Origin of the sequence: Thermanaerosceptrum fracticalcis (assembly GCF_000746025.2) — a bacterium.
GTDB lineage: Bacteria > Bacillota > Peptococcia > DRI-13 > DRI-13 > Thermanaerosceptrum > Thermanaerosceptrum fracticalcis.
The window spans coordinates 3015714-3036587 of record NZ_CP045798.1 but is presented as its reverse complement, the minus strand read 5'-3'; the positions used below and the strand labels follow the sequence as shown (position 1 = coordinate 3036587).

The window sequence follows — 20874 nt, the reverse complement described above, 5'->3', positions numbered from 1 at the left end:
ATATAGCATGAGTAGAGATAAATTTCTCTTGTGGCGGTCATTGCCTAATGCTGGTATTTTATGCCATGATTAAAGAAGAAGTTGGTAATACTAACGGAAGGCACGGCCTTTGGAGGGATAATGTGAGAACGATATCCACATATTTGGGGATTGCAGCAGGTTCATTCATTTTTGCTTTTGGTTTAAATTATTTTATTATTGCCAACGGCCTGGCGGAAGGGGGTTTTACCGGTATCGCCCTGATTATCCATTATCTTGCCGGTTGGCCCGTAGGCACCGTACTGTTTTTGCTTAACCTGCCCCTCTTTTTTATCGGCTGGAAAATGTGGGGTAAAACCTTTGTGCTGAAAACCATCCTGGGGGTAGCGGCAGTTTCCGTAGCCTTAGACCTGACTCAAGGTTTTGGTCTCAAGACCCATGACCTTCTTTTAGCGGCCCTTTATGGGGGTGTTTTATCAGGAGTAGGCTTGGGCCTGGTACTGCGCTTCGGCGCCACTACCGGGGGTGTGGATATCATTGCCCGCTGGATTAATGAAAAAAGCGGGATCAGTATGGGAAAAATCTACTTCCTTTTTGACCTCTTTGTCCTCTCTATGGTTGCTTTTTTATTCGGCCTGGAAAAGGCTCTTTATACCCTGGTGGCTGTCGGTGTTTTCAGCCAGGTGATAGATCGTATCATAGAGGGTTTTGATGAGGCCAAGGCTGTCATTATCATCTCCCAGGCCGTACCCCAAATATCCCAGGCCATTATTAAAGAACTGGACCGGGGAGCGACCATCCTCAAAGGGCAGGGGGCCTATACAGGTCAGGATAAAGATGTACTGTACGTTGTTGTAAGCAGATACCAGCTGCTGCGTCTGAAGAACATCGTGCAGGAAGCTGATCCCCGGGCCTTTGTCATTGTCAATGATGTGCGGGAGGTCCTGGGGGAAGGCTTCCGCCGGCCGGGGTAAAATAGTTGGTAGTTGTTAGTTGATAGTTGATAGTTGGTAGTTGGCAGTGATTAGAAATAATCGCCGGGTACCCCGGCGATTATTTATCCAGCCTTGCGCCAAATTGTCTCAGTTTCTCCTGGACCCAGCGTATCTGCGGCGTACTAAACTCAGAGGGGTCTTCCCCGTAGAGCACGGCCCTGGCCGCAGCCACACCGGCGGCATCCCCCAGCACAGCCAGGTTGGGCAAAACCCGGAGCTCTGCCCAGGCAAAGGAGGAACAGCCCGTAGCATAGCCGGGCACCAGCAGGTTTTTTACGCCTTTCACCGTAAGCATCCTGTAGGGAAGGTAAACGGGGTTTTTGGGTTCTCCCCCTCTCTCCCACCAATCGGGCCTTAACCAGCGGGTAACAGGCCAGTCGTATTTACCGCTAAATTTTAGATCTTGCGGGAGGTAAGCGTTAATATCCATCATATAATAGCCGAGCCCTATACGGTCCGGGTAATTTTCCCGGTCCCCACCATCTTCCGGGCCACTGCCGGCAAGCTGAGTCTCCCGGGTCGTTACATCATAGTGAATATTCTCACCGTCCGAGGGCATGACAATTTCTCCGCGCTGCCCGTGGACTGATTCCCTGATATACATGATTTCTCCTACCACAGGTTTACCCTGCCTGTCTAAAACCAGCTCAGCTTCACCGAAACCGTATTCCTGGCCATCTTCCACTACTTTAAACTGGCGAAGGGTTGTTAAAAAGTCTGGATTTAAGAGAAAATCGCGGGCTTCTACCCAGGCCTGGTCTGTAGTACGATGCCCGGGTATTGTTTCAGAGGGATAATTGGCAGTATTTTTATCACGGTCATGGGCCCTGCCGTCCACGTTATAGACAAGCAAGGTGTTGATCCACCATTCCTCACTTCCTGCCCCGTCCTGGGCAGCGTTGATAGGTTTAACAGAGAAGCCCCTGCTCTGGTATTTTTCATTAAAACCGGTGACAACCGGGTTGGTGGACCAGGTTACTTTTCCCCCGGCCAACCCCCAACTCCCTTTGGCATCCCTGGTAAAAACCCATTCGCCTATAGCTTTGGGAACAGAGGGTGTCTTGATACCTTTTACTTTAAACATGAGCGTAGCGGCCTGCTGCCGTACCCAGCCTGCTTTGCGTTCTTCCTCCGGCAAATATTCCGGAGGCCAGTCCTGCCTGCCTACTGTTAGCGGTGCCCCTGCCAGGCGGCTCAATCGCCCGTCGTCGGAAGCATCAATAAAGATTTGCGCCTTTACGATACGCCTGCCGTTACGCCAAACCACCCGGCCGCTCTCGTCCCTTTCAATGGCTGCCAGTTTAAGTCCTTTGATTTCTCCGCCGGCGGCATCCAGAGATGTGAGATCAAAACTGTACAGGACCTTAAGATTAGGAAACTGGGATAGGTCTTTTTTAATTGTTTCGACCAAACCCTGTGTACTGTAAAATTGACCGCTTTCCGCAAACCAGCGGCCAAAAGACCCCCGGGTTACCAGTTCATTCTTCCAAAGTCTGATGTCGGCAAAATTCTGTCCACCCACTGTTCCCAGGCCACCCAGGGCACGGACAGGCTCGGGTACCACCAGTAACACTTTCTTGTCAGGGGCAGCGGCCGCAGCATTACGGGCCGCGGCACAGCCGGCCAAACCTCCGCCGTAGACAACAATGTCCTGGTAACTGTAATGCTGGGCCGTGGGAACCAAAAGATATATAAAAAGCGAGAGGATATAGAAAAGTATCCGCGACATTGTTCCACACCTTTGACCAAAGTTTATCTTTAACAATTGTAAATGATTATCAAAGTTGTGGCAATCTTATCAGGGGGAAAGGTAAAAAATAAGAGGCTGGATATAAACCAGCCTCTTATTTTAATTCCAGCCTCTCCTGGTGTTTCATTTTAAAGAACAAACTGAGTAATCCATCACCGATATGGGTATTCTCTACGATTACATCCTCCAGCGTGCTGATATGCTGCGGGGCAAAATTCCAGATACCCGTCACCCCTCCGGCAATTAGAATATCCGCTATTTCCTGGGCTGCTGAAGCCGGTGTGGTAATCACACCGATCTGAATCCCTTCTTTCTGTAGATAGGGTCTAAGCTCTTCCACGCTGCGCACAGTGAAACCGTTAATATTCTCTCCGATAATGGCAGGATTATTGTCAAAAATCCCTTTGAGATTTAAGCCCCTGCGGCTAAATCCCTGATAGTTGATTAATGCTCTGCCCAGGTTACCTACCCCTACCAGCACAGTCTTATACTGTTTCTCAAGGCCCAGTATTTCACAGATGGCCTGATAAAGTTCAGTTACCTTGTAACCATATCCCTGCTGTCCAAACTCCCCGAAGTAGCTTAGGTCCTGTCGCAGTTGAGACGAGGTAATACCCATTAACTGGCTTAATTCCCGTGAAGATATCCGCTCCAGACCTTCATCTACCAAGACCTGCAGGTACCTGTAATACATGGGTAACCTTTTAATAACAGCAGCGGGCACTACAACGGGCCCAGTCCTGATTGGCATTATACATCACCACTTTCCTTGTCATTATTCCGGTGAAGATAATGGGGGTGTCTGGATATTATTTCACGGGCTCTAGGGTTTTCTAAGCAGGAGATCATACCCTGTTTACTGCACCTGGTGTACAGGAATTTCTTAGTTAAACGGCTGTCTACCAGCACTCCCGGACCTCCCAGGCAGCCACCCTGGCAGCCCATGCCTTCCAGAAAGGTAGCCGTAATTTCGCCTTTTGCAAGCTTCCCTAAGACCTGGGTACATTCCAGCAACCCTTCTGCCTTGAGGGGCTTCACATGACTTCTTTTTTCCTCGGGTAAAGAGGCCAGAAGAGCCTGGGTGACGCCGCCGGAGGATGCAAAGCCCTGCCCATGAGCCGAAGCCTGGGCTTCATCTTCCTTCATTGTTTCAATACCGGAAACATTGATTCCCACTGCCACAAAGAGAGCCGCTAATTCTTCGTAAGTGAGAACAGCATCAATACAGCCTGCCTCCAGGGCTTCACGTTTTTTGGCCATACAAGGACCAATAAAAACGGTCTTAACCTCAGGGTCCCACTCTTTCAGCATAGAGGCCGTGGCGGCCATGGGACTCACGCAGCTGGAAATATTCTTTTCCAGATCCTTGAAATTATCTTTAACTACTTTCACAAAAGCAGGACAGCAGGAGGAAGTTAAAAAGGGAATCTCCCCGGGTACCCTTTTTAGATACTCCTCTCCTTCCGCTATAGCTATGATATCGGCGCCAACGGCTACTTCCACCGTTTTGGCGAAACCTAGCTGCTCCAGGGCCGCAAAAATGCTGCGGGGGTCCTCTTTCTGGCCGAATTGACCAATAATGGAGGGAGCAACCAGGGCGACGACCCGGCTTTTACTCTTAAGAAGGGTGATAACTTTCAGGAACTGGGAACGGTCAGATATAGCGCCAAAAGGACAGCTGATCACACAGGCACCGCAGTCTACGCATTTATTATGGTCAATAACAGCCTTCCTGTCTTCCCCTGATTTAATGGCCTTGACACCACAGGATTGTTCACAAGGGCGGTGAATTTCCAGTATGGCGCCGTAACGGCAGGATTTCTTACATAAGCCGCACTCCACACAGCGATTCTGGTCGATATAAGCCTGGTTCTGGACAATGGAGATAGCTCCCTTGGGGCAGCTTTGCTGGCAGGAATGGACCAGGCAGTTTCTGCAGGCATTGGTCACAAAAAATTTATTAATAGGACACTGATCACAGGCAATATCAATAACTTCAATCTGTGATTTAGTATCATTTTCAAATTTTAATGCCTTCTCCGTCAAGGTACCCAGGGGTTTCTTATGATTCTCCGCAGTTAAGGAAAGACCCATGGCTAGCTTTATTCTTTCTGCATAAATAGCCTTTTCTTTATATTCGCAGCAGCGATAGCGCTGTTGGTGCTGTTCCACCAATTTTTCCGGCAGGTTGTCAATTTCCTCCGACAACTTACCCTGCCAGTGCAGACGTGCTACTTCTGTAAAAACACGCCGCCTGATTTTAGTTATTTCACTAACGTGATTCATTCTCCTTCTCCTTCTTTCGCAATAACTGTATAATTTCGTTTCTCAATTCCTCCGGAGTTATTCTCTCTAAAAGTTTCCCTGCCAGCAACACATTGGGACCCTTCCCGCACTTGCCCAGGCAGGTACGGCTGATGATTTCCAAACGTTCAGGATACTTCATATTTACTTCCTCTATTACTTGGGCTAGATCCAAAGCTCCGTAAAGATGACAGGATGTCCCGACACACATTTCTACCGTAATTTTCTCCATTACAACCATTCCCCTCACACCCATTTTATATGGACTCTTTTACCCCGTTCAGACAAGAGGCCTGCTAAACGCTGCAAAAGAGTGGCCCGCAATCCTAAATGAAAAGGCAGATCATCTTTCATATGGGCCGGATTTACTCTAAGACCCACCATAAGTTCAATTTCATCGCATTCCAACAGCCACCTAAGTAAGCGGCTGGCCCCATCTTTTTTATTTTTAAGATGAACAGCTCCCTTTTCCAGGAACTCCACAACTTTAGTCAGAGTAATGATTCCTTCAGTAACCAGGTCAACTCCGGGTAAAGAAGCCGTAGGCGGGATAAGGGGATCATCGTAAAAACAATCAACAACAAGATCCGCTTTCCTTTCCCTGGCCACAATATTAGCCGTGGTGCCGCCGCACACTACCCTTCGTCTTTCTCCTGTAAAAAACTCTTCAACCACAAGAGAATCATCTTTTTCCGAAAGAGGAGGGCCGCTCAACATAATGCCCCGGACAGGTTTCCGCAGTTTGAGCACTACTACCGTAATATCATCCCCCGGTTCCAGGGCACTGAAAGTTTCACAGTGTTCCAGTATCTCCTCCGCTATTTCTTGGGCGTTGGCCAGCAGGTTGATCTTATTATGCAGCATTTTAATCAACCCATCAATCCCCAACCCCAGAGGAAGCAAAGCTCCTATACCGGCATGGGTTACACCGTCGCTGACCAGAATGATTATATCCCCTTCTGAGAGCTTCAGGCTGGTCTCCATGATATTTCTTCCCGCAATATTTTTCACCTTGCCTGTGAGAGGAATAATCTCAGATTTACGCACCAGTAAAACAGGGGGATTATCTACCTGGGTGGCTTGAAATCCACCCTCCTCGTCAATCTGGATCACTGTAAAAGTACTGTAGGCAATTTTTCTTTTTTGACACACCGGCAGCGTTTCCGTAATGGTATGCACAACTTCCGGCAAAGAAACTCCTTTGGCCAGAAGATTGGCGGCTATCTTACTGGTGAGAGTGGCCAGGATGTTAGCTTTTACGCCGCTGCCCAGGCCGTCAGACAGTACAACTACCGTTGAATTCTGCCCTTTTTTTATTTCCACCACATCACCGCATAATTCTTCACCTTTTTTAGCCAGCCCGGCGATACCGGTATCTAATGCAAATTTCAAAATTCTTCACGCTCCAGATGTTTTAACAGTTCCATTAGCGTAGCTTTTGTTTCGGCAGTGGTTTCTCCCAACAGTCCTGCAATGGTCTGGGCTACCATCATCTGCTGGTTAATGACTTCTTTGGCCTTGACCATAACATCCTCTTTCATCTTCTGATACTGGACTCTATTTTCTTCACTTTGGGTAATATCTGTAATGATGACCATGACAAAACCATCCTCCTTGAGAGGTGTGGCGATCTGGCGGGTAAAAAGGCCCCACTCCGGATAATAAACTCTTTGTTCCGTAAGGGAACTCCTTCCTTCCAGCACCAGTTCATAGTGCTGTGTATTCATATAATCCGATAACTTTAAACCAATCTTTAAAGGGATAGAGGAAAACAATTTTTGGGCTGCAGGATTGAAATCACGAACAACCATTTCCTTATCCAGCACGAGAATACTATTGGGTGTGCTTTGGACAATGGTGGAGGCCAAAGACTCGGCCCGTTCCCGCATATAAGGAATGCACATTTCGGGTACAGCCAGCCCGGCCAACACAGCCGCAGCTTTATCACGACAGCTTTTGTAGCCGCAGCCTTCGCAGTTGCGTTCATCACCCTTGGTAAACTTGCCCATTTTAACCAGTACAGATCTAATTTCTTCCTCGGTGAAAACTTCTTTTCTCACTGCTTTACTGGAAAAGCTTTTTCCCATAACCAGGTTGTCCAGCAAAGGACGGGAAGGAGAATGAAGATGCCGCTGGTAAAATTCCTTGACTTTTTCCTTTCTTTTATAAAGGCCATAAGGTGAATCTATAGCTGGCCCGCCCACACAGCCCCCTTGGCAGGCCATCATTTCAATAAATATTGGCTGGACATCTTTTTTGCGTAAAGCATCTAATATTTCGCAGCAATTCTCAATACCTTCGATAGACCAGTATTCTTCCTCCAGTCCCCACTGCCCTTTCATGGCATACAGTACACCGTTGTGCACAGGAAACATTCTTGTCTCCATTCTTTCGTGAAATACTTTAAGAGCCTCCTCCCCTTGTATCGGAACCTGGTCTAAAAGGGTTTTTAGCTGGGTAAAAGTCATAGCAGCATCAAGACCATTTTCCTCCGCCTCCCGTAATTTAGCAATACAGGGACCGGCAAAAACAACTTTAATCCCGTTGCCGTAGCATTCTTTTAAATGCCTGGCATGAGCCACCATAGGTGAAAGAACGGGCAAAAGATTCTCCCTTAGTTCCGGGTAGTATTTCTCCACAAGATTTACAACAACAGGACAGCAGGTTGATATTTTCGTAATTCCGTTACTTTTGGCAATCTCTTCCTTATATGCCTTAACCGTATACCGGGCCCCTACGGCTGTCTCCTCAACTTTAGTAAAACCCGACTTTTCCAAGAGCTTCATAACTCCCTTTGCCTCTTGGGTGAAACTTGCCGGAAAACTGGGTGCCAGGCTTAAATAGACAGGTTCCTTTCGGCTAAAATAGTCTTTTATTTTAAAGGTTTGATTTCGCACGATCTTGGCCTTTTGAGGACACTCAACCACACATCTGCCGCAAAGCACACAGCGGTCCGGTTCTATTTTTGCCTGGTTGCCTTTAAAACTTATAGCCTTAACCGGGCAGGCCCGCAGGCAGCGATAACAGTCCTTACAGTCTGCCTGTCGCGTAGAAATAATATCAGTCACCGTATCCCACATCCTCCCCGGTGCTTTTCTACGAGAGAAGGTACATCATCGGGCGACACTCTTTCATAAATCACACCATCTATAGCAACGATAACTCCTTCCGTGCAGCGTCCCTGGCAAAAGCTAGCCCCTAGTTTAATCTTTACCGGTGCTTCACCGAGCGCCTCCTGAAACTTGTTAATGACAGCATGGGCGCCTTTCAAATGACAGGAACTTCCAACACACACGTTAACTTCCATCGTCAGTTCCTCCTAACCCATCTACTATTCCTCTTCAAGCATAATCCTGCACCTTTACTTTGTCAATATTTTAACAATCCATTCCGTAATTTGTATTTCTTTTCTCCATAATAAAAAGAGGGATTAATCCCTCTTAAGCTAAATCAGCAAAGGAGCCCATCTCGTTAATTATTTTTACGGCGGCATCAATCAGGTTGAAAGCCAAAGCAGCGCCAGTGCCTTCACCCAAACGCATATTCATGTACAGCATGGGTTCCATATTTAAGGCCTGGAGCACTACCTGAGCCCCTTTTTCCGCGGAACAGTGGGAAGGTATCATATATTCCTTCACTAGTGGGTTTATTTTTGCAGCCACTAAGGCAGCAGTTCCAGCGATAAAACCGTCGATCACAACAGGTTTTTTGTTTGCTGCAGCAGCCAGGTAGCACCCAGTTAAAGCAGCGATATCTAGGCCCCCAACTTTAGCCACCACATCAATAGGGTCCGTTGGGTCAGGCCGATTCACGACCAAGGCATTTTTCACTGCCTGCAGTTTTGCCTGATAAGCCTTTTCATCGGCACCTGTCCCTTTGCCAACTACAAGTTCAGGGTCAGCGCCAGAAAGGACAGCTAGGACAGCTGCACTGGTAGTGGTATTACAGATTCCCACTTCTCCGGTCCCTATGATGTTAATACCCTCATGAATCAACTTATTAGTCACGTCTATACCGACTTCAATGGCTTGTTCCGCTTCACTGCGGCTCATGGCCGGGCCGCATGTGATGTTGTCAGTACCATATCTTATTTTTTTCTTAATAATGTGCTGCCCCTCCACCTCGTCTTTAATACCTACATCCACCACTACCAGGCGGGCCCCCGCATGACGTGCTAAAACGGCCACGCCGATAAGCCCGGCTCCTGCCAATTCCGCCACAGCCTTGGTAATCTCCTGGGAGTAACCGTTGAAACCTTCCTGGTAAACGCCATTATCAGCAGCCATCATCACGATGGCCTTGGAGGCTAAGGGAGGACGAGGCTGTCCATAAATGCCGGCCAGACGCACAGCAATCTCTTCTAATTTTCCCAGGCTGCCCGGCGGTTTTAATAAACCATCAAGTCTTTCCCTGGCTAAATTCATTGCTTCCTGGTCCAAACCCGTAATTTTTTCCAGTGTTGTTTTCAGTAAGGTACCCAAGATAAACACCCTCCATTTCATATTTGTATAAATTAAAAAGCCCACGGTCAAAAAACCGTGGACTTTTCCATCGTCCAAGTGGTCCTTAACTGGCAGGTCTCCTGACTCTGTTTCACCGCATCTATAGCCTTCCCGGAGTACCAGTGGCCTCTTTATAAATGCTCCCCAGTTACAGTGGCGGGTCCGTTGGGGATTTGCACCCCATTCCCTATTCTCCTCCCCAGAAGGAGGCACCAGATAAGTTCATCTATATTTTGTCTTTATTATAGAAAAAATTATTTAAAAATTCAACTACCCTGGACTAAGGAAACTTTTTACTGAATTGCTCAGGGAAAATATACATTAAACAGAAACAGACTTTCCTCCTCGTCATAGTTTGGCAAAGGCAGCCGCTAGTTACCTGCGCACAGTGCCTTCACCAGTCTTATCTCCTTGGCATACCCCTCATGATCATTGGGCGTCTCCAGGATAAGAGGAATCCGGGTAAAATCTTTGTCACAGGCCAGTTCTTTGATAACATTTAAACCTACGTACCCCTCTCCCAGCTTGGCGTGCCTGTCCCGGCGGGAACCCACCGGAAACATGCTGTCATTTAAATGAAGGACTTTAACTCTGTCCAAACCAATTTCTTCGTCTATTTCTTTCTTCACCTCTTCCAGTTTAGTCAGGTCATAGCCCGCTCCGGTAAGGTGACATGTATCCAGGCAGATGCCTAGCTGGGGATGCCCGTCACACCGCGCAATGATATCACCCAACTGGCGAAGGGAATAGCCAAGTTCCGTACCTTCACCGGCCATTCCTTCCAGTAAGAGGAAAGTGTCCTCAGGTATGGAGGCCAATATTTCCCCCAGTCCCTCACAAACCAAGTTAATACCTATTTCTTCCCCCTGCCCGCCATGGGTGCCTACATGAAATACCAGATAGGGTACACCCATTTGTTTTATCCTGTTCAAGTCCTCTTTTAAAGTTCTGATACTAAATTCTCTTACTTCCGGTTTGGCCGAGGCCACATTGATGGTGTATGGGGTATGGGCCACCAAAGGGCCAAAATTGTGTTCCTCCAACAAAGTGTGGGCACGTGAAATATCCCGGGGGTCCAGCTCCTTGGCCTTCCCGCCCCGGGGATTTCTTGTGAAAAACTGCAGGGTATTGGCTTCCATTTCTATGGCTGTTTTTACGGCGGCAGCCAAACCTTTGGAAATAGAAACATGAGCGCCTATAAACATATAAAGTTCCAACCCTTTCCCGTTATTTCATTTCTTTCGGCGAAATTTCGTTTTCAGTATATCATATCTATATTTCCTTCGTCATATTTCCCGGGAAATACCCATATTATTTCTATTACCCAAGACTTGTGTCGAAGGGGGTAAGATTTTACGGTCTGTTTAACTACGCTTCCCTTGGGACGGTTATGGCATGTCCCTCATTTCGTTCACTGTCAACTACGAGCTACAAAAATCCGATGTCGGAAAGCAAATATCGCTAAAGGGGCTCCGGCTACTGGTTACCGGTCACACAATTCGGTTTAATAGAAAAGGTGCTGGTTTTATCTTGCCAGCACCTTTTTCTATGTTATTTATCATTTAATATTTCTGCTGTATGTTTCACTTGAATCTTGCTTCCTTTTTTGTCCAGACCGCCCTTAATATTGAGTATACAGCCGGGGCAATCCACGGCCACAATGTCGGCACCAGAATCAATAATGTTTTGAATCTTCCGCTCCAAAAGCTGGCCGGCTATTTGCGGCATTTTAAGGGAGTAAGAACCGCCAAACCCGCAGCAGCGGTCGGAATCTTTCATTTCCACCAGTTCAAGGCCTTGCTTTTCCCCGAGAAGTTTTCTGGGTTCTTCCCATACACCCAGGCTTCTCTTCAAGTGACAGGAATCATGATAGGTGACCTTTTTCTTGGACTGGGCTTTATCAGACGTTTTGGCACTTGTCTCCCCTTTTACTTCAGCTACAAATTTGGCATAGTCAAGGACCTTATCGGATACGGCTTTGGCCCGTTTCAACCAGCTTTCATCATCTTTCAGGAGTTCCGCCCAATCATGTTTTATCGATTCGGTACAGGTGGGGCAGGCGGAAAGAATATACTGAACCTCGCCGTTTTCCAAAGCCTCAATATTTTGCTTCGCCAGAACCTGTGCCACTTTGGTTTCACCCATATAACGGGCCGGAGCGCCGCAGCAGCTTTGTTTTTCTGGGAAAACAACCTCATAACCCAATTTATTCACGCTTTCTACCAGCGACTCCCCAATTTCGGGGTAAGCAAAGTCAATAAGACAGCCCGAGAAAAATGACACTTTTCCTTTTGTGGCCTGCTGCTGTTTGATCTTGGGGAACCTGTCACGAAAAGGTACCTCGGCGATAGCCGGCAAACTGCGCCATTCTGCCATTTCCGACAGGAAGAAAGGCAGGTGCCTGATGAACTGGGTCCCCTTGCTGAAGGGTTTTTGGGCCCAGGAAGCCTGGCGCAGCATGGTATGGAAAAGTTTTCGGTTTGTGAGTACATTTTCCAGTACAACGCGCTGAGTAAAGGGAAGTGACTCCTTATCCACAATCCGCTTTCTAAGCTCCAAAATCAGTTTCGGTATATCAATTTTACCAGGACAAAACTCGACGCAGCGCCGGCAGCCAATACAAAGGTTTTGCGGGTTTTGCGCATCCTCCATGCTGTTAAAGAAGGCTGTAAGAATTGTGCCAATACCCCCCGTATAAATATGACCATATACGTGACCGCTTACCAGTTGGAAAACGGGACAGACATTGAGACAGGAGGCACATCTTATACACTGGGCGGCCTCTTTAAACTGAGGATCTTCCATCATTTTTCTTCGCCCATTGTCGATGAGGATGATGTGGAATTCTTTCTTAGCTATTTTATCGTCTATCAGTGTTTCCACGGGACCTGTGATCATCGTGACATAACTGGTTAAATTCTGGGCGGTAGCACTCTTGGGCAGTGCTTTGGCAATGACCGGTACATCGCTTAATTTTTCAACCAGCTTTTCATAACCTACCAGGAAGATATGAATCGGGGGAAGTGTGGCTGTGAGCCGGCCATTACCTTCATTTGTAAACATACAGAGTGTACCTGTTTCAGCCACCGCAATGTTGGCACCGGAAATCCCCATATCAGCGGTTAGGAATTTATCTCTCAACTCAGCCCGTGCAGTTTTTACCATTAAAGGAATATCAGGAGCAATTTCTCTCTTCAGGGCGGCTGTAAAGGTCTTAGCTACCCGCTCTTTAGGCATATGGATAGCAGGCATAACCATGTGGGATGGTTTTTCCCCCGCATGCTGGACAATCCATTCTCCCAGGTCTGTTTCTATCATTTGTATTCCTTGCTTTTCCAGGTACTCATTGAGGTGAATTTCTTCCGAGACCATGGACTTGGATTTGACAATGGATTTCGCATTATGCTTTTTGGCCAGCTCGGCGATATATTTTTTAACATCCTCTGCTGTGCTGGCCCTGTAAACAACGGCCCCCCGTTTGGTGGCTTCTTTTTCAAAACGGTCGGCTAACTCTTCTACCTTAGTTACTGTATTACACTTAATATCCTTGATTTGCCGGCGTAAATCTTCAAAATCTATACCCTTATATACATTAGCCCTGGATATAGGGAACTCTTCACCAAATTTACCTAAGGCCCCTCTTAATACCGCATCATTCAGGGCACTAGCAATTCTTCCCCGGAAGGTAGTTTCCGCCATCTGTCTCTCCCCTTTTTTAATTCTCTTAGTTAACCGATACAGATGATAAATACACGCTCAGGTCCGTGTACTCCAATGGCCAATACCCGCTCAATATCTGCAGTACGGCTGGGACCGGATACATAGGCTACATAGCCCGGCATTTGATTGCCATTGGCTTTGTAGAGTACATCTAGAGCATCGGCAAAGGTAGCCACGATGTGCTCGGTTTTAACAAAAGCCAAATGATATGGCGGCAAAGAGGAAATAAGCCTTTTATAAACATCTGTGGCATCCTGAGCCAATGATCCAGTTTCGGCGACAGCCAGTTCAAATTCGGTGATACCGAGTTGAGCTTCTTCAATAGTTTTGCGCAGTGGCCGTCCCGTTGCCAGATTCACGCCTTCTGCTTTCAGAGCTTTCGCCAGTTTCTCCCCATCTACCAGGCTTAAAGGTACGCTTACGGCCTTTTTAATACCCAGTTCTTTAATAATTTTTCGGGCAGTCTCCACAGCTTCATCCGCCGTATTTACCCGAAAAACTTGTGCGTTGACAGCTGTGGCTTTGGTGTAGAAAAGGTCATAACACTGTAAGCCGGCATTTTGCGGTAAGTAAGATTTTACCTTGTCGAGCTCACCCATTCTCCTCAACTCCTCCTTTAATGAAAAGTCAATATAACTGTTTGAGTCATAAATCATTTATATAGTACGCTCAAATGTCAGAACATTCTTTGGTCTGACCACCTAACCATATAGTAAAGCAATTTTGGGAATTTTTCAATATGTTCTGACGTATTTTATTTTATCGTTCTAACAATCTTCCCAAAGGATTCCTCTTGATATCGATAGCCTTACGCGGGCATAGTTCCTGGCAGCAGAAACAACGGATACATTTCTCCAGATCAACTACAGGATAACCGTTCTTTATCACCAGGGCCTGGGGAGGACAGTTTGTCACACAGTCGGCACACCCAATACAAGGGTCCTGCAGGAAGACGGGTTTGGGCCGTAAAGCGTTGGTGATGAAGTCAGGGATGGGAAACTTTACATTACCGCTAATTTTAGGGGCCACAAAACCCTTCACCTGCCATTCAGCCACGTCCGTTCCGTAAATCTCGACTTGCGACAGATGATAAACCAGGTCTCTGGCTTTGGCCCTGGCCACTGTGGGTACAGTCTCCGGGACAATACCAACCAAATTCAGAGCCACAACATCCAGGGCAAAGGGATCATCGCTCATGAGAAGAGCTCCCACCTTGCGGGGCTTACCTCCGGAAGGACCCTTCCCTTCCATAGCAATAATACCGTCCATGATGTGTAATACGGGCTTAACACAAAGGGCCAGATCTATAAGCATGTCGCAGAAATCCTTTGTTTTTGGCATTTTTAGGTGATAATCGGCTTTACGCAAACCGGGAATGGTACCAAAAAGATTCTTGACGGCTCCTGTATATTTAGTCATCATATGAGTTTTTAATTTGGAAAGGGAGATTACATAGTCTGCCTCCGTAACCGGTTTAATCAGGTGAAAAGACCGGGTGACACGCCCCCCCGGAAAAGGAACCAATACTTCAGAGACATCGTAGTTAAGGATAGCGCCAGTTCGCAGAGCCACATCCTCAAGACCGCAGACACGATAAATGCTTTTAAGGCGGCCCGGTAAATAGGGGCCTCCCGGACTGTCCCCAATAATGACAATGGCCCCTCTCTCCTGGAGGAGACGGGTAACGGCTTCCACCACTGCAGGATGTGTAGTTACCGCCTCCTCAGGCTTTTTCTTCATGAGAAGGTTCAGCTTTAAAAATACTTTGGAACCCTGTTGTATTCCCGCCAACCACCGGGGATTGTTTTGTAAAGCATGTTCTAAAATCTTGTGCAGCTTTTCTGCATCATACTCAGGACATCGTAAAAGTCCTACCTTACTTGGCAAGTATTTTCCCCTCCTTAAGAATCCTTTGTTCCCATTGGAGAAGCCAAACTTTTTTATCCAGTCCTCCGCCGTAGCCTATTAAATGTCCGTTTTTTCCGATTACCCGGTGACAGGGAACTATAATCGCCAGAGGATTACGATGGTTAGCCTGTCCCACCGCCCGGCAAGCCCGGGGGTGATTGATTTCCCGCGCCAGCGCCTCATAACTCAAAGTTTCTCCATAGGGTATTCTGGTCAGGGCCTGCCAGACTTTCTTCTGAAATTCTGTTCCCTGGTAGGCGTAGGGCACGGTAAAAGAGGTTAGAGTGCCTTGAAAGTAGGCCGTTATCTCTTCTTTCGCCTGCTCCAGGACCTGGTTAGATCTATAAACTATCCCTGCTAACTCAGTTCTGTCATTAACCCCCAGGAAATCTACTTGCGTGAGGAAATTTTCCTCAGCAACTAACAAAATATCGCCAATGGGCGAAACCACTATCTGATAGCATCTCATCTTTACCCCTCCTTTACTCTCATTACTTCGCTTCTAAGGAAGACAATCCTGCTAACTATAATCCATGGATAAAAAGAGTAATGGGCACTGCCCGTGCCCATTGCTCTTTAACTGGATATTTTATATAAAAGATAGGTTATACACCATAGCATGGCCGGAGGTAAGGCCCATTTTAGCCATCTGATACCTTGTCCTGTCCTGGCTAAAAAATGATACACGGCAGCAATCCCAAAAGTAACCGCAACACCTAAGGACAGGGTCATAAAATACGCCCACATGCTGGGTTCGTCAAGTCCCCACTTGACCCCCATACTGCCGGCTATGAATACTACACTAAAAAGCAGGACCACGCCCACGAAAATTCTTTTGTTTTTTCCCCTCTTTTGGTAACAATATTCACAGATATATTCAGCCCGGTAAGCATTATTCCAAGGATTTACCTTATGGCTGTGGGTCTCACAAGCAATAGTTTCGCAAAGGCCGCACCTTCTGGTTGCAGTCTCCTCGCAAAAATAACACTGCGCCATTTATTACCTCCCCGGCGTTTACCCATTTGTTTTAAGCCACCTTTTCAAGGCCAACCTTGACTTCTAGTTCCCCTGCGTCACTGATTTGCAAGGGAATCACGATGACATTTCTAATTTTGGAAGAAATCTTCACATCTTTTCCCTATTGACTTGCCCCTCTCATTTTACTTAATTTAGCGTATCATTTTCAACAAATACCCAAAAATCTTGGAGGGAACCCTGGTAGTCGGGGACTTGTCCACCCTTCCCTTTATCAATCAAGAAATCTGTTACCAGATAAGTACGAAATCCCAATTTACCAGCGACTATATCTTCTTCCATATCGTTACCAACCATCCAGCACTGGGCAGGATCCAACTGCAATTTATCTATTATTTCTTCATAATAACGTAACGAGGGTTTACTGCTCCTGCTGTTTTCGTAAGTAGTGATGTAACGCCAGGGTAAACCGTCAATTTTTGCCCAGCGCATGCGCTCTTCAATGGCTAAGCGCGGGAAAACAGGATTAGTTGCCAGGACGATATCCCAACCCCTGTCAACTACCTTTTGCACGATGGATTGGGCCAAAGCTGAAGGTTCGATATATTTTTGCAATTTCCCAAATTCTTGAGTATAGAATTTCTCAAGCAGAGGGTAAACTTCTTCTTTATTTTTCTTAAGCTGGGCCAGGAAATGCTGCATAAATATCTCTTCATTGGTGCCATGTCCCTCATTCTGTAGCATTTTATCTGTAGAAAACCACAGGGCCCGGGTAAAAGCACGGGGTTCTACCAGTGGTGCACAAAACTTTGAAATAGCGTTTATGTATTTTTCGATAAATAGATCAATATTTAATGGGAGCAAGGTACCGTCCAGATCAAAAAGAATCGTTTTTCTCACACAAATGCACATCCCTTTACAAGTTGCCTGTTCACTTTCTAATTTAGTATAAACTATAAATAGTGGCTTAGTCACGCCTTTTATCATATATTAACACGCAATTATTTACGTATCTAAACAGCTTTATGCTAGTATCTCCTTTGGGGATAACGGACGGCTGCATCTATCAACACCTAAAAAGCACCCCAGAAGAGGGGTGCTTCTATTCTCCTTATTTTGTTAATTTTAATTAAACGCTTAACCTCTTATGACGCGAAAGAACCAGTTTTACCCACAACTTTCTTTTCGGTATAGTCAACAATCACAGCAGCGCTAGCATCACCAGTGACGTTAAGCGTAGTCCGGGCCATATCCAGAACACGGTCAATACCGGCAATAAGAGCAATACCCTCCAAAGGTAAATTTATTGACTGGAGAACCATGGTTAACATGATCAAACCCGCTCCCGGTACGCCGGCTGCTCCAATGGAAGCTAAAGTACCGGTAAGTATAACGGTCAATTGCTGCCCTAGGTTAAGGTCTATCCCAAATACCTGGGCAACAAAAACGGCACAAACACCTTGATAGATAGCAGTTCCATCCATATTAACCGTTGCACCCAAAGGCAGCACAAAACTTGCTACGTCCTTATCTACCCCCAGGTTTTCCTCCACAGACTTCATGGAAACGGGAAGCGTAGCGGAACTGCTGCAGGTAGTGAAAGCAATGAGCATGGCAGGAGAAAAGCCTTTGAAGAACTTAAGGGGACTCATCTTGCCCAGAGTTTTAACTGCCGTTGAGTAAACAATGGCCGCATGCAGGATACAGCCAATGTATACAGCAGCAATAACTTTAGCCAATGGAATTAATACTTTGGGGCCATTGGCTGCCACAACGGGTGTAATTAAGGCAAAAACGCCTATGGGAGCAAACTCCATGACTATACCCGTTATTTTGTACATAACCTCGGCTAAACCGTCAAAAAAATGATAGATAGGCTTAGCTCTTTCACCTACCAATGTAATACCTATCCCTAAGAAAAGAGCAAAGACGATGATCTGCAGCATGTCTGCACGGACCAGGGAATCCATGGGATTAGTAGGGAAAATATTTAAAAGAACCTGTGCTAAAGGTGGTGCCTCTTTCCCTGCATACTTCGCGTCGGCAGGGAGTTTCATATTGAGGCCAGGATCAATGATATTTGCCAGGACTAAACCAATGGTTACGGCAATAGCGGTAGTTATCAGGTAGTAACCCACCGTCTTACCGCCCATACGCCCCAGCTTCTTGACATCGCCGACGGATGCGGCTCCCACCACCAGGGAAGATAGGACCAGAGGTACAATAACCATTTTGATCAGATTAATAAAGAGGTCACCAAAAGGTTTAATCCATGTTTTAATGAATCCAGTGTAACTACTTAACAAAACACCTGCAATGATACCAAGGATAAGACCGATTAAAATTTTGGTAGATAACTTCACAACCCTTCTCCTTTCTTAAATAAAATTATCTTTTCTACCGAATAATGCATATTCGTTATGATATTTACTTTTCCTTTTACATGACAACAAAGTATACAAAATACATCTCTACTTTACTAACTGATTATATCTTGGATATGAAAATGAAATATAGTTGTAATTATTGCCATATAAAATATGGCTCAACGACCTTCCAAGGAAACATTTTTGTTACTCACTACGGGAACTAATACATTAAGACCTACGGTAATATATCAAGTAATAACATATTATACGAGGGATATAGTTTCCTGCTCGTAAAAATAAGCCGTCACCAGACGACTTATTCCTTATTGTCTTCGATTGTTTGCCCTCTTTCCACTTTAGAGGGGAATTCATAAATCCTGCATTCCTGTTTAGAAGATTCGTGAAGCTCCTGTTTTTGGACGGTTTGTTCAAACACATCACCACTTAAAATATTGATGATGCGAGTGGTCTCATTATTTCCATCCACATCACTCTCTACCAGAAATTCACTGGCCGGAGTTCTCAATTCCGTCAGGTTTGCTAATAAAGCCTGAAGCATTTCCTTGGATAAAGTTATTCTGACATAGGACATAACATCCCCCCTGTAAAAGAAAGGTACCTAGTTCATTATAGAAAAAAAGGGCTCAAATGCTACTTAGAGGACAGGAAATCCCCAAAAAATGTATAGGGACTAATTATCGTTATATTATTTTGATAGTTTATTGATTTAATTTTTAGAATTGTTCTTGGTGGGTATACAACACCTGGTATATATTTTTTCTGTACTATGTCATTTTATAATAGACAGTGTTATTGTTAGGTGTTATAATACAATCGTTCAGAAGATTGTATTCTTAAAGGGGTGGTTCAAATGTCTCGAGATCAATGGGGTACCAGGCTGGGTTTTATCTTGGCAGCCGTGGGTTCCGCAATCGGTTTAGGAAACATCTGGCGTTTCCCCTACGTAGCTGCCTCTAATGGCGGTGGTGCTTTCCTGTTCCCGTATTTTTTTGCAATCATCACTGCCGGGATTCCTATTTTGATCCTGGAGTTTGCAATGGGACATAAATTTAGGGGTGGTGCTCCCATTACCTTTTCCCGTATGAAAAAACAATGGGAATGGTTAGGATGGTTTCAATCGGCGGTGGCCTTCTTCATTACAACTTATTATGTAGCTGTTGTTGCCTGGGCTGTAAGCTATATCTTTTTTGCCATGACTCAGGCCTGGGGAACTGATACCAAAACATTCTTTTTCGCTCAGTACTTAGGTTTAACAGATAGTCCCTGGAAGTTCGGCGGATTACGTATGAACATTCTATTACCGTTCATTTTTGTCTGGACTATTAGCTATTATATTCTTTCTAAAGGTATTAAAGGCGGAATTGAAAAAGCCAATAAAATCTTAATACCCGCTTTAGTAGTATTAACCGGTGTTATTGTTATTAGGGGCCTAACTCTCCCGGGAGCTATAGACGGTTTGAATTATCTCTTTACTCCTCAATGGGACAAGATCTTGCAGCCTAAGGTTTGGGTGGCTGCTTACGGTCAGATCTTCTTTAGCTTGAGTATTGCTTTTGCCATCATGATTGCTTATTCCAGTTACCTGCCCCCAAAAACTGACATCGTAAACAGCGCCTTTATTACGGCTTTCAGCAACCACGGTTTTGAACTCTTTGCAGCCACCGGTGTCTTTAGCGTTTTAGGTTATATGGCTCACACCCAAGGCGTACCTGTTTCAGAAATAGCCAGTGCTGGCGTAGGACTTGCCTTCATTGTATTCCCCAAAGCCATCAATGCCCTGCCGGCTCTAAAAGGCTTTGTTGGCGCCACCTTTTTCACTGCTCTCTTTTTTGCAGGTATGACTTCTCTGATTTCCATTATTGAAGCATTCCTCGCCGGGATAATGGATAAGTTTAACTTACCAAGACAAAAAGCCCTTAACATTTGTATGGGTGCCTCTTTTGTCATCAGTCTAATTTTTGTTACCGGCTCAGGCCTTATGGTGCTAGATATTGTTGACTACTTTGTCAATAACTTCGGTATCGTTATCGGCGGGCTTATAGAAGTTATCCTTGTTGGCTGGTTCTTTGACCTGGAAAGCTTGCGCAAACATGCCAACGAGTATTCGGACTTTGCTATCGGTTCATGGTGGAATCTCATGATTAAATTTATTACGCCGCTGTTCCTTGGCTTTATGACCTTCCAAAACATTATTGAAAACATCAAGAAACCCTATGAGGGCTATCCGCTTAGTGCTCTCTTAGCCATGGGTTGGGGCGTCTTTGCCGCTTGTTTCATCCTTGGTATCGTCTTCTATTCCATGAAGGGAAATAACGACGTAATGCTTCAGCCTACTAAGGAGGTAGCTTAAC

The 20874-nt window shown here is 45.9% G+C and carries 19 protein-coding genes and 1 riboswitch; of the genes, 2 read left to right on the top strand and 17 right to left on the bottom strand.

Annotated features, from left to right (window positions below):
- The first annotated feature begins 47 nt into the window (after positions 1-47).
- Positions 48-953 (top strand): YitT family protein, encoded by a 906-nt coding sequence (locus BR63_RS15465; protein ID WP_243270004.1) that lies wholly within the window; start codon positions 48-50, stop codon positions 951-953.
- Between the two features lie 79 nt (positions 954-1032).
- On the opposite strand, the gene BR63_RS15460 is transcribed toward BR63_RS15465, so the two are convergent.
- From BR63_RS15460 to BR63_RS15380, 17 genes are all read right to left on the bottom strand, one after another.
- On the bottom strand, positions 1033-2703 hold the full coding sequence (locus BR63_RS15460; RefSeq protein WP_034423745.1) for an FAD-dependent oxidoreductase: 1671 nt from the start codon (positions 2701-2703) through the stop codon (positions 1033-1035).
- A 115-nt stretch (positions 2704-2818) separates the two neighbouring features.
- A complete protein-coding gene (locus BR63_RS15455; RefSeq protein WP_034423746.1) occupies positions 2819-3475 on the bottom strand; it encodes a redox-sensing transcriptional repressor Rex in 657 nt (218 codons plus the stop codon).
- A complete protein-coding gene (locus BR63_RS15450; RefSeq protein ID WP_034423748.1) occupies positions 3475-5010 on the bottom strand; it encodes a 4Fe-4S dicluster domain-containing protein in 1536 nt (511 codons plus the stop codon). The genes BR63_RS15455 and BR63_RS15450 overlap by 1 nt, the downstream gene beginning before the upstream one ends.
- Complete coding sequence (locus BR63_RS15445; protein ID WP_161781893.1) at positions 4997-5260, bottom strand: NAD(P)H-dependent oxidoreductase subunit E; 264 nt, start codon at positions 5258-5260, stop codon at positions 4997-4999. The genes BR63_RS15450 and BR63_RS15445 overlap by 14 nt, the downstream gene beginning before the upstream one ends.
- A 14-nt stretch (positions 5261-5274) precedes the next feature.
- Positions 5275-6420, bottom strand: a complete 1146-nt coding sequence (locus BR63_RS15440) for a SpoIIE family protein phosphatase (RefSeq protein ID WP_034423750.1) — start codon at positions 6418-6420, stop codon at positions 5275-5277.
- On the bottom strand, positions 6417-8096 hold the full coding sequence (locus BR63_RS15435; protein WP_051965992.1) for a [Fe-Fe] hydrogenase large subunit C-terminal domain-containing protein: 1680 nt from the start codon (positions 8094-8096) through the stop codon (positions 6417-6419). The genes BR63_RS15440 and BR63_RS15435 overlap by 4 nt, the downstream gene beginning before the upstream one ends.
- Positions 8093-8335, bottom strand: coding sequence for a (2Fe-2S) ferredoxin domain-containing protein (locus BR63_RS15430; protein WP_034423754.1), 243 nt, complete (start codon positions 8333-8335; stop codon positions 8093-8095). Before BR63_RS15430 ends, BR63_RS15435 begins: the two co-directional genes overlap by 4 nt.
- A 133-nt stretch (positions 8336-8468) precedes the next feature.
- The gene (gene cobT, locus BR63_RS15425) at positions 8469-9509 is read right to left on the bottom strand and encodes a nicotinate-nucleotide--dimethylbenzimidazole phosphoribosyltransferase (protein ID WP_243270003.1); all 1041 of its coding nucleotides are present in this window, start codon (positions 9507-9509) and stop codon (positions 8469-8471) included.
- A gap of 74 nt (positions 9510-9583) precedes the next feature.
- Positions 9584-9762: riboswitch (cobalamin riboswitch) on the bottom strand.
- A gap of 139 nt (positions 9763-9901) precedes the next feature.
- Positions 9902-10735 carry a deoxyribonuclease IV gene (locus BR63_RS15420; protein WP_051965994.1) on the bottom strand — a complete coding sequence of 278 codons (834 nt, stop codon included), beginning with the start codon at positions 10733-10735 and terminating at the stop codon, positions 9902-9904.
- Positions 10736-11081: 346 nt separating this feature from the next.
- Positions 11082-13229, bottom strand: coding sequence for an L-lactate dehydrogenase (quinone) large subunit LdhH (gene ldhH / locus BR63_RS15415; protein ID WP_034423757.1), 2148 nt, complete (start codon positions 13227-13229; stop codon positions 11082-11084).
- A gap of 29 nt (positions 13230-13258) precedes the next feature.
- Positions 13259-13849, bottom strand: coding sequence for a LutC/YkgG family protein (locus BR63_RS15410; protein WP_034423759.1), 591 nt, complete (start codon positions 13847-13849; stop codon positions 13259-13261).
- 160 nt (positions 13850-14009) lie between these two features.
- Positions 14010-15137, bottom strand: coding sequence for a DUF362 domain-containing protein (locus BR63_RS15405; RefSeq protein ID WP_034423761.1), 1128 nt, complete (start codon positions 15135-15137; stop codon positions 14010-14012).
- Positions 15127-15627 (bottom strand): methylated-DNA--[protein]-cysteine S-methyltransferase, encoded by a 501-nt coding sequence (locus tag BR63_RS15400; RefSeq protein ID WP_034423762.1) that lies wholly within the window; start codon positions 15625-15627, stop codon positions 15127-15129. Before BR63_RS15400 ends, BR63_RS15405 begins: the two co-directional genes overlap by 11 nt.
- Before the next feature lie 107 nt (positions 15628-15734).
- Entirely contained in the window at positions 15735-16154 is a 420-nt protein-coding gene (locus BR63_RS15395) for a hypothetical protein (protein ID WP_034423764.1), read from the bottom strand.
- 168 nt (positions 16155-16322) lie between these two features.
- Positions 16323-17033 carry an HAD family hydrolase gene (locus BR63_RS15390; RefSeq protein ID WP_034423766.1) on the bottom strand — a complete coding sequence of 237 codons (711 nt, stop codon included), beginning with the start codon at positions 17031-17033 and terminating at the stop codon, positions 16323-16325.
- A gap of 245 nt (positions 17034-17278) precedes the next feature.
- Entirely contained in the window at positions 17279-18496 is a 1218-nt protein-coding gene (locus BR63_RS15385) for a dicarboxylate/amino acid:cation symporter (RefSeq protein ID WP_034423768.1), read from the bottom strand.
- 322 nt (positions 18497-18818) lie between these two features.
- Positions 18819-19094, bottom strand: coding sequence for a hypothetical protein (locus tag BR63_RS15380; RefSeq protein ID WP_034423771.1), 276 nt, complete (start codon positions 19092-19094; stop codon positions 18819-18821).
- A 279-nt stretch (positions 19095-19373) separates the two neighbouring features.
- Here BR63_RS15380 and BR63_RS15375 point away from each other — a divergent pair, with 279 nt between their 5' ends.
- Complete coding sequence (locus tag BR63_RS15375; protein ID WP_034423773.1) at positions 19374-20873, top strand: sodium-dependent transporter; 1500 nt, start codon at positions 19374-19376, stop codon at positions 20871-20873.
- Position 20874: the final 1 nt, after the last annotated feature.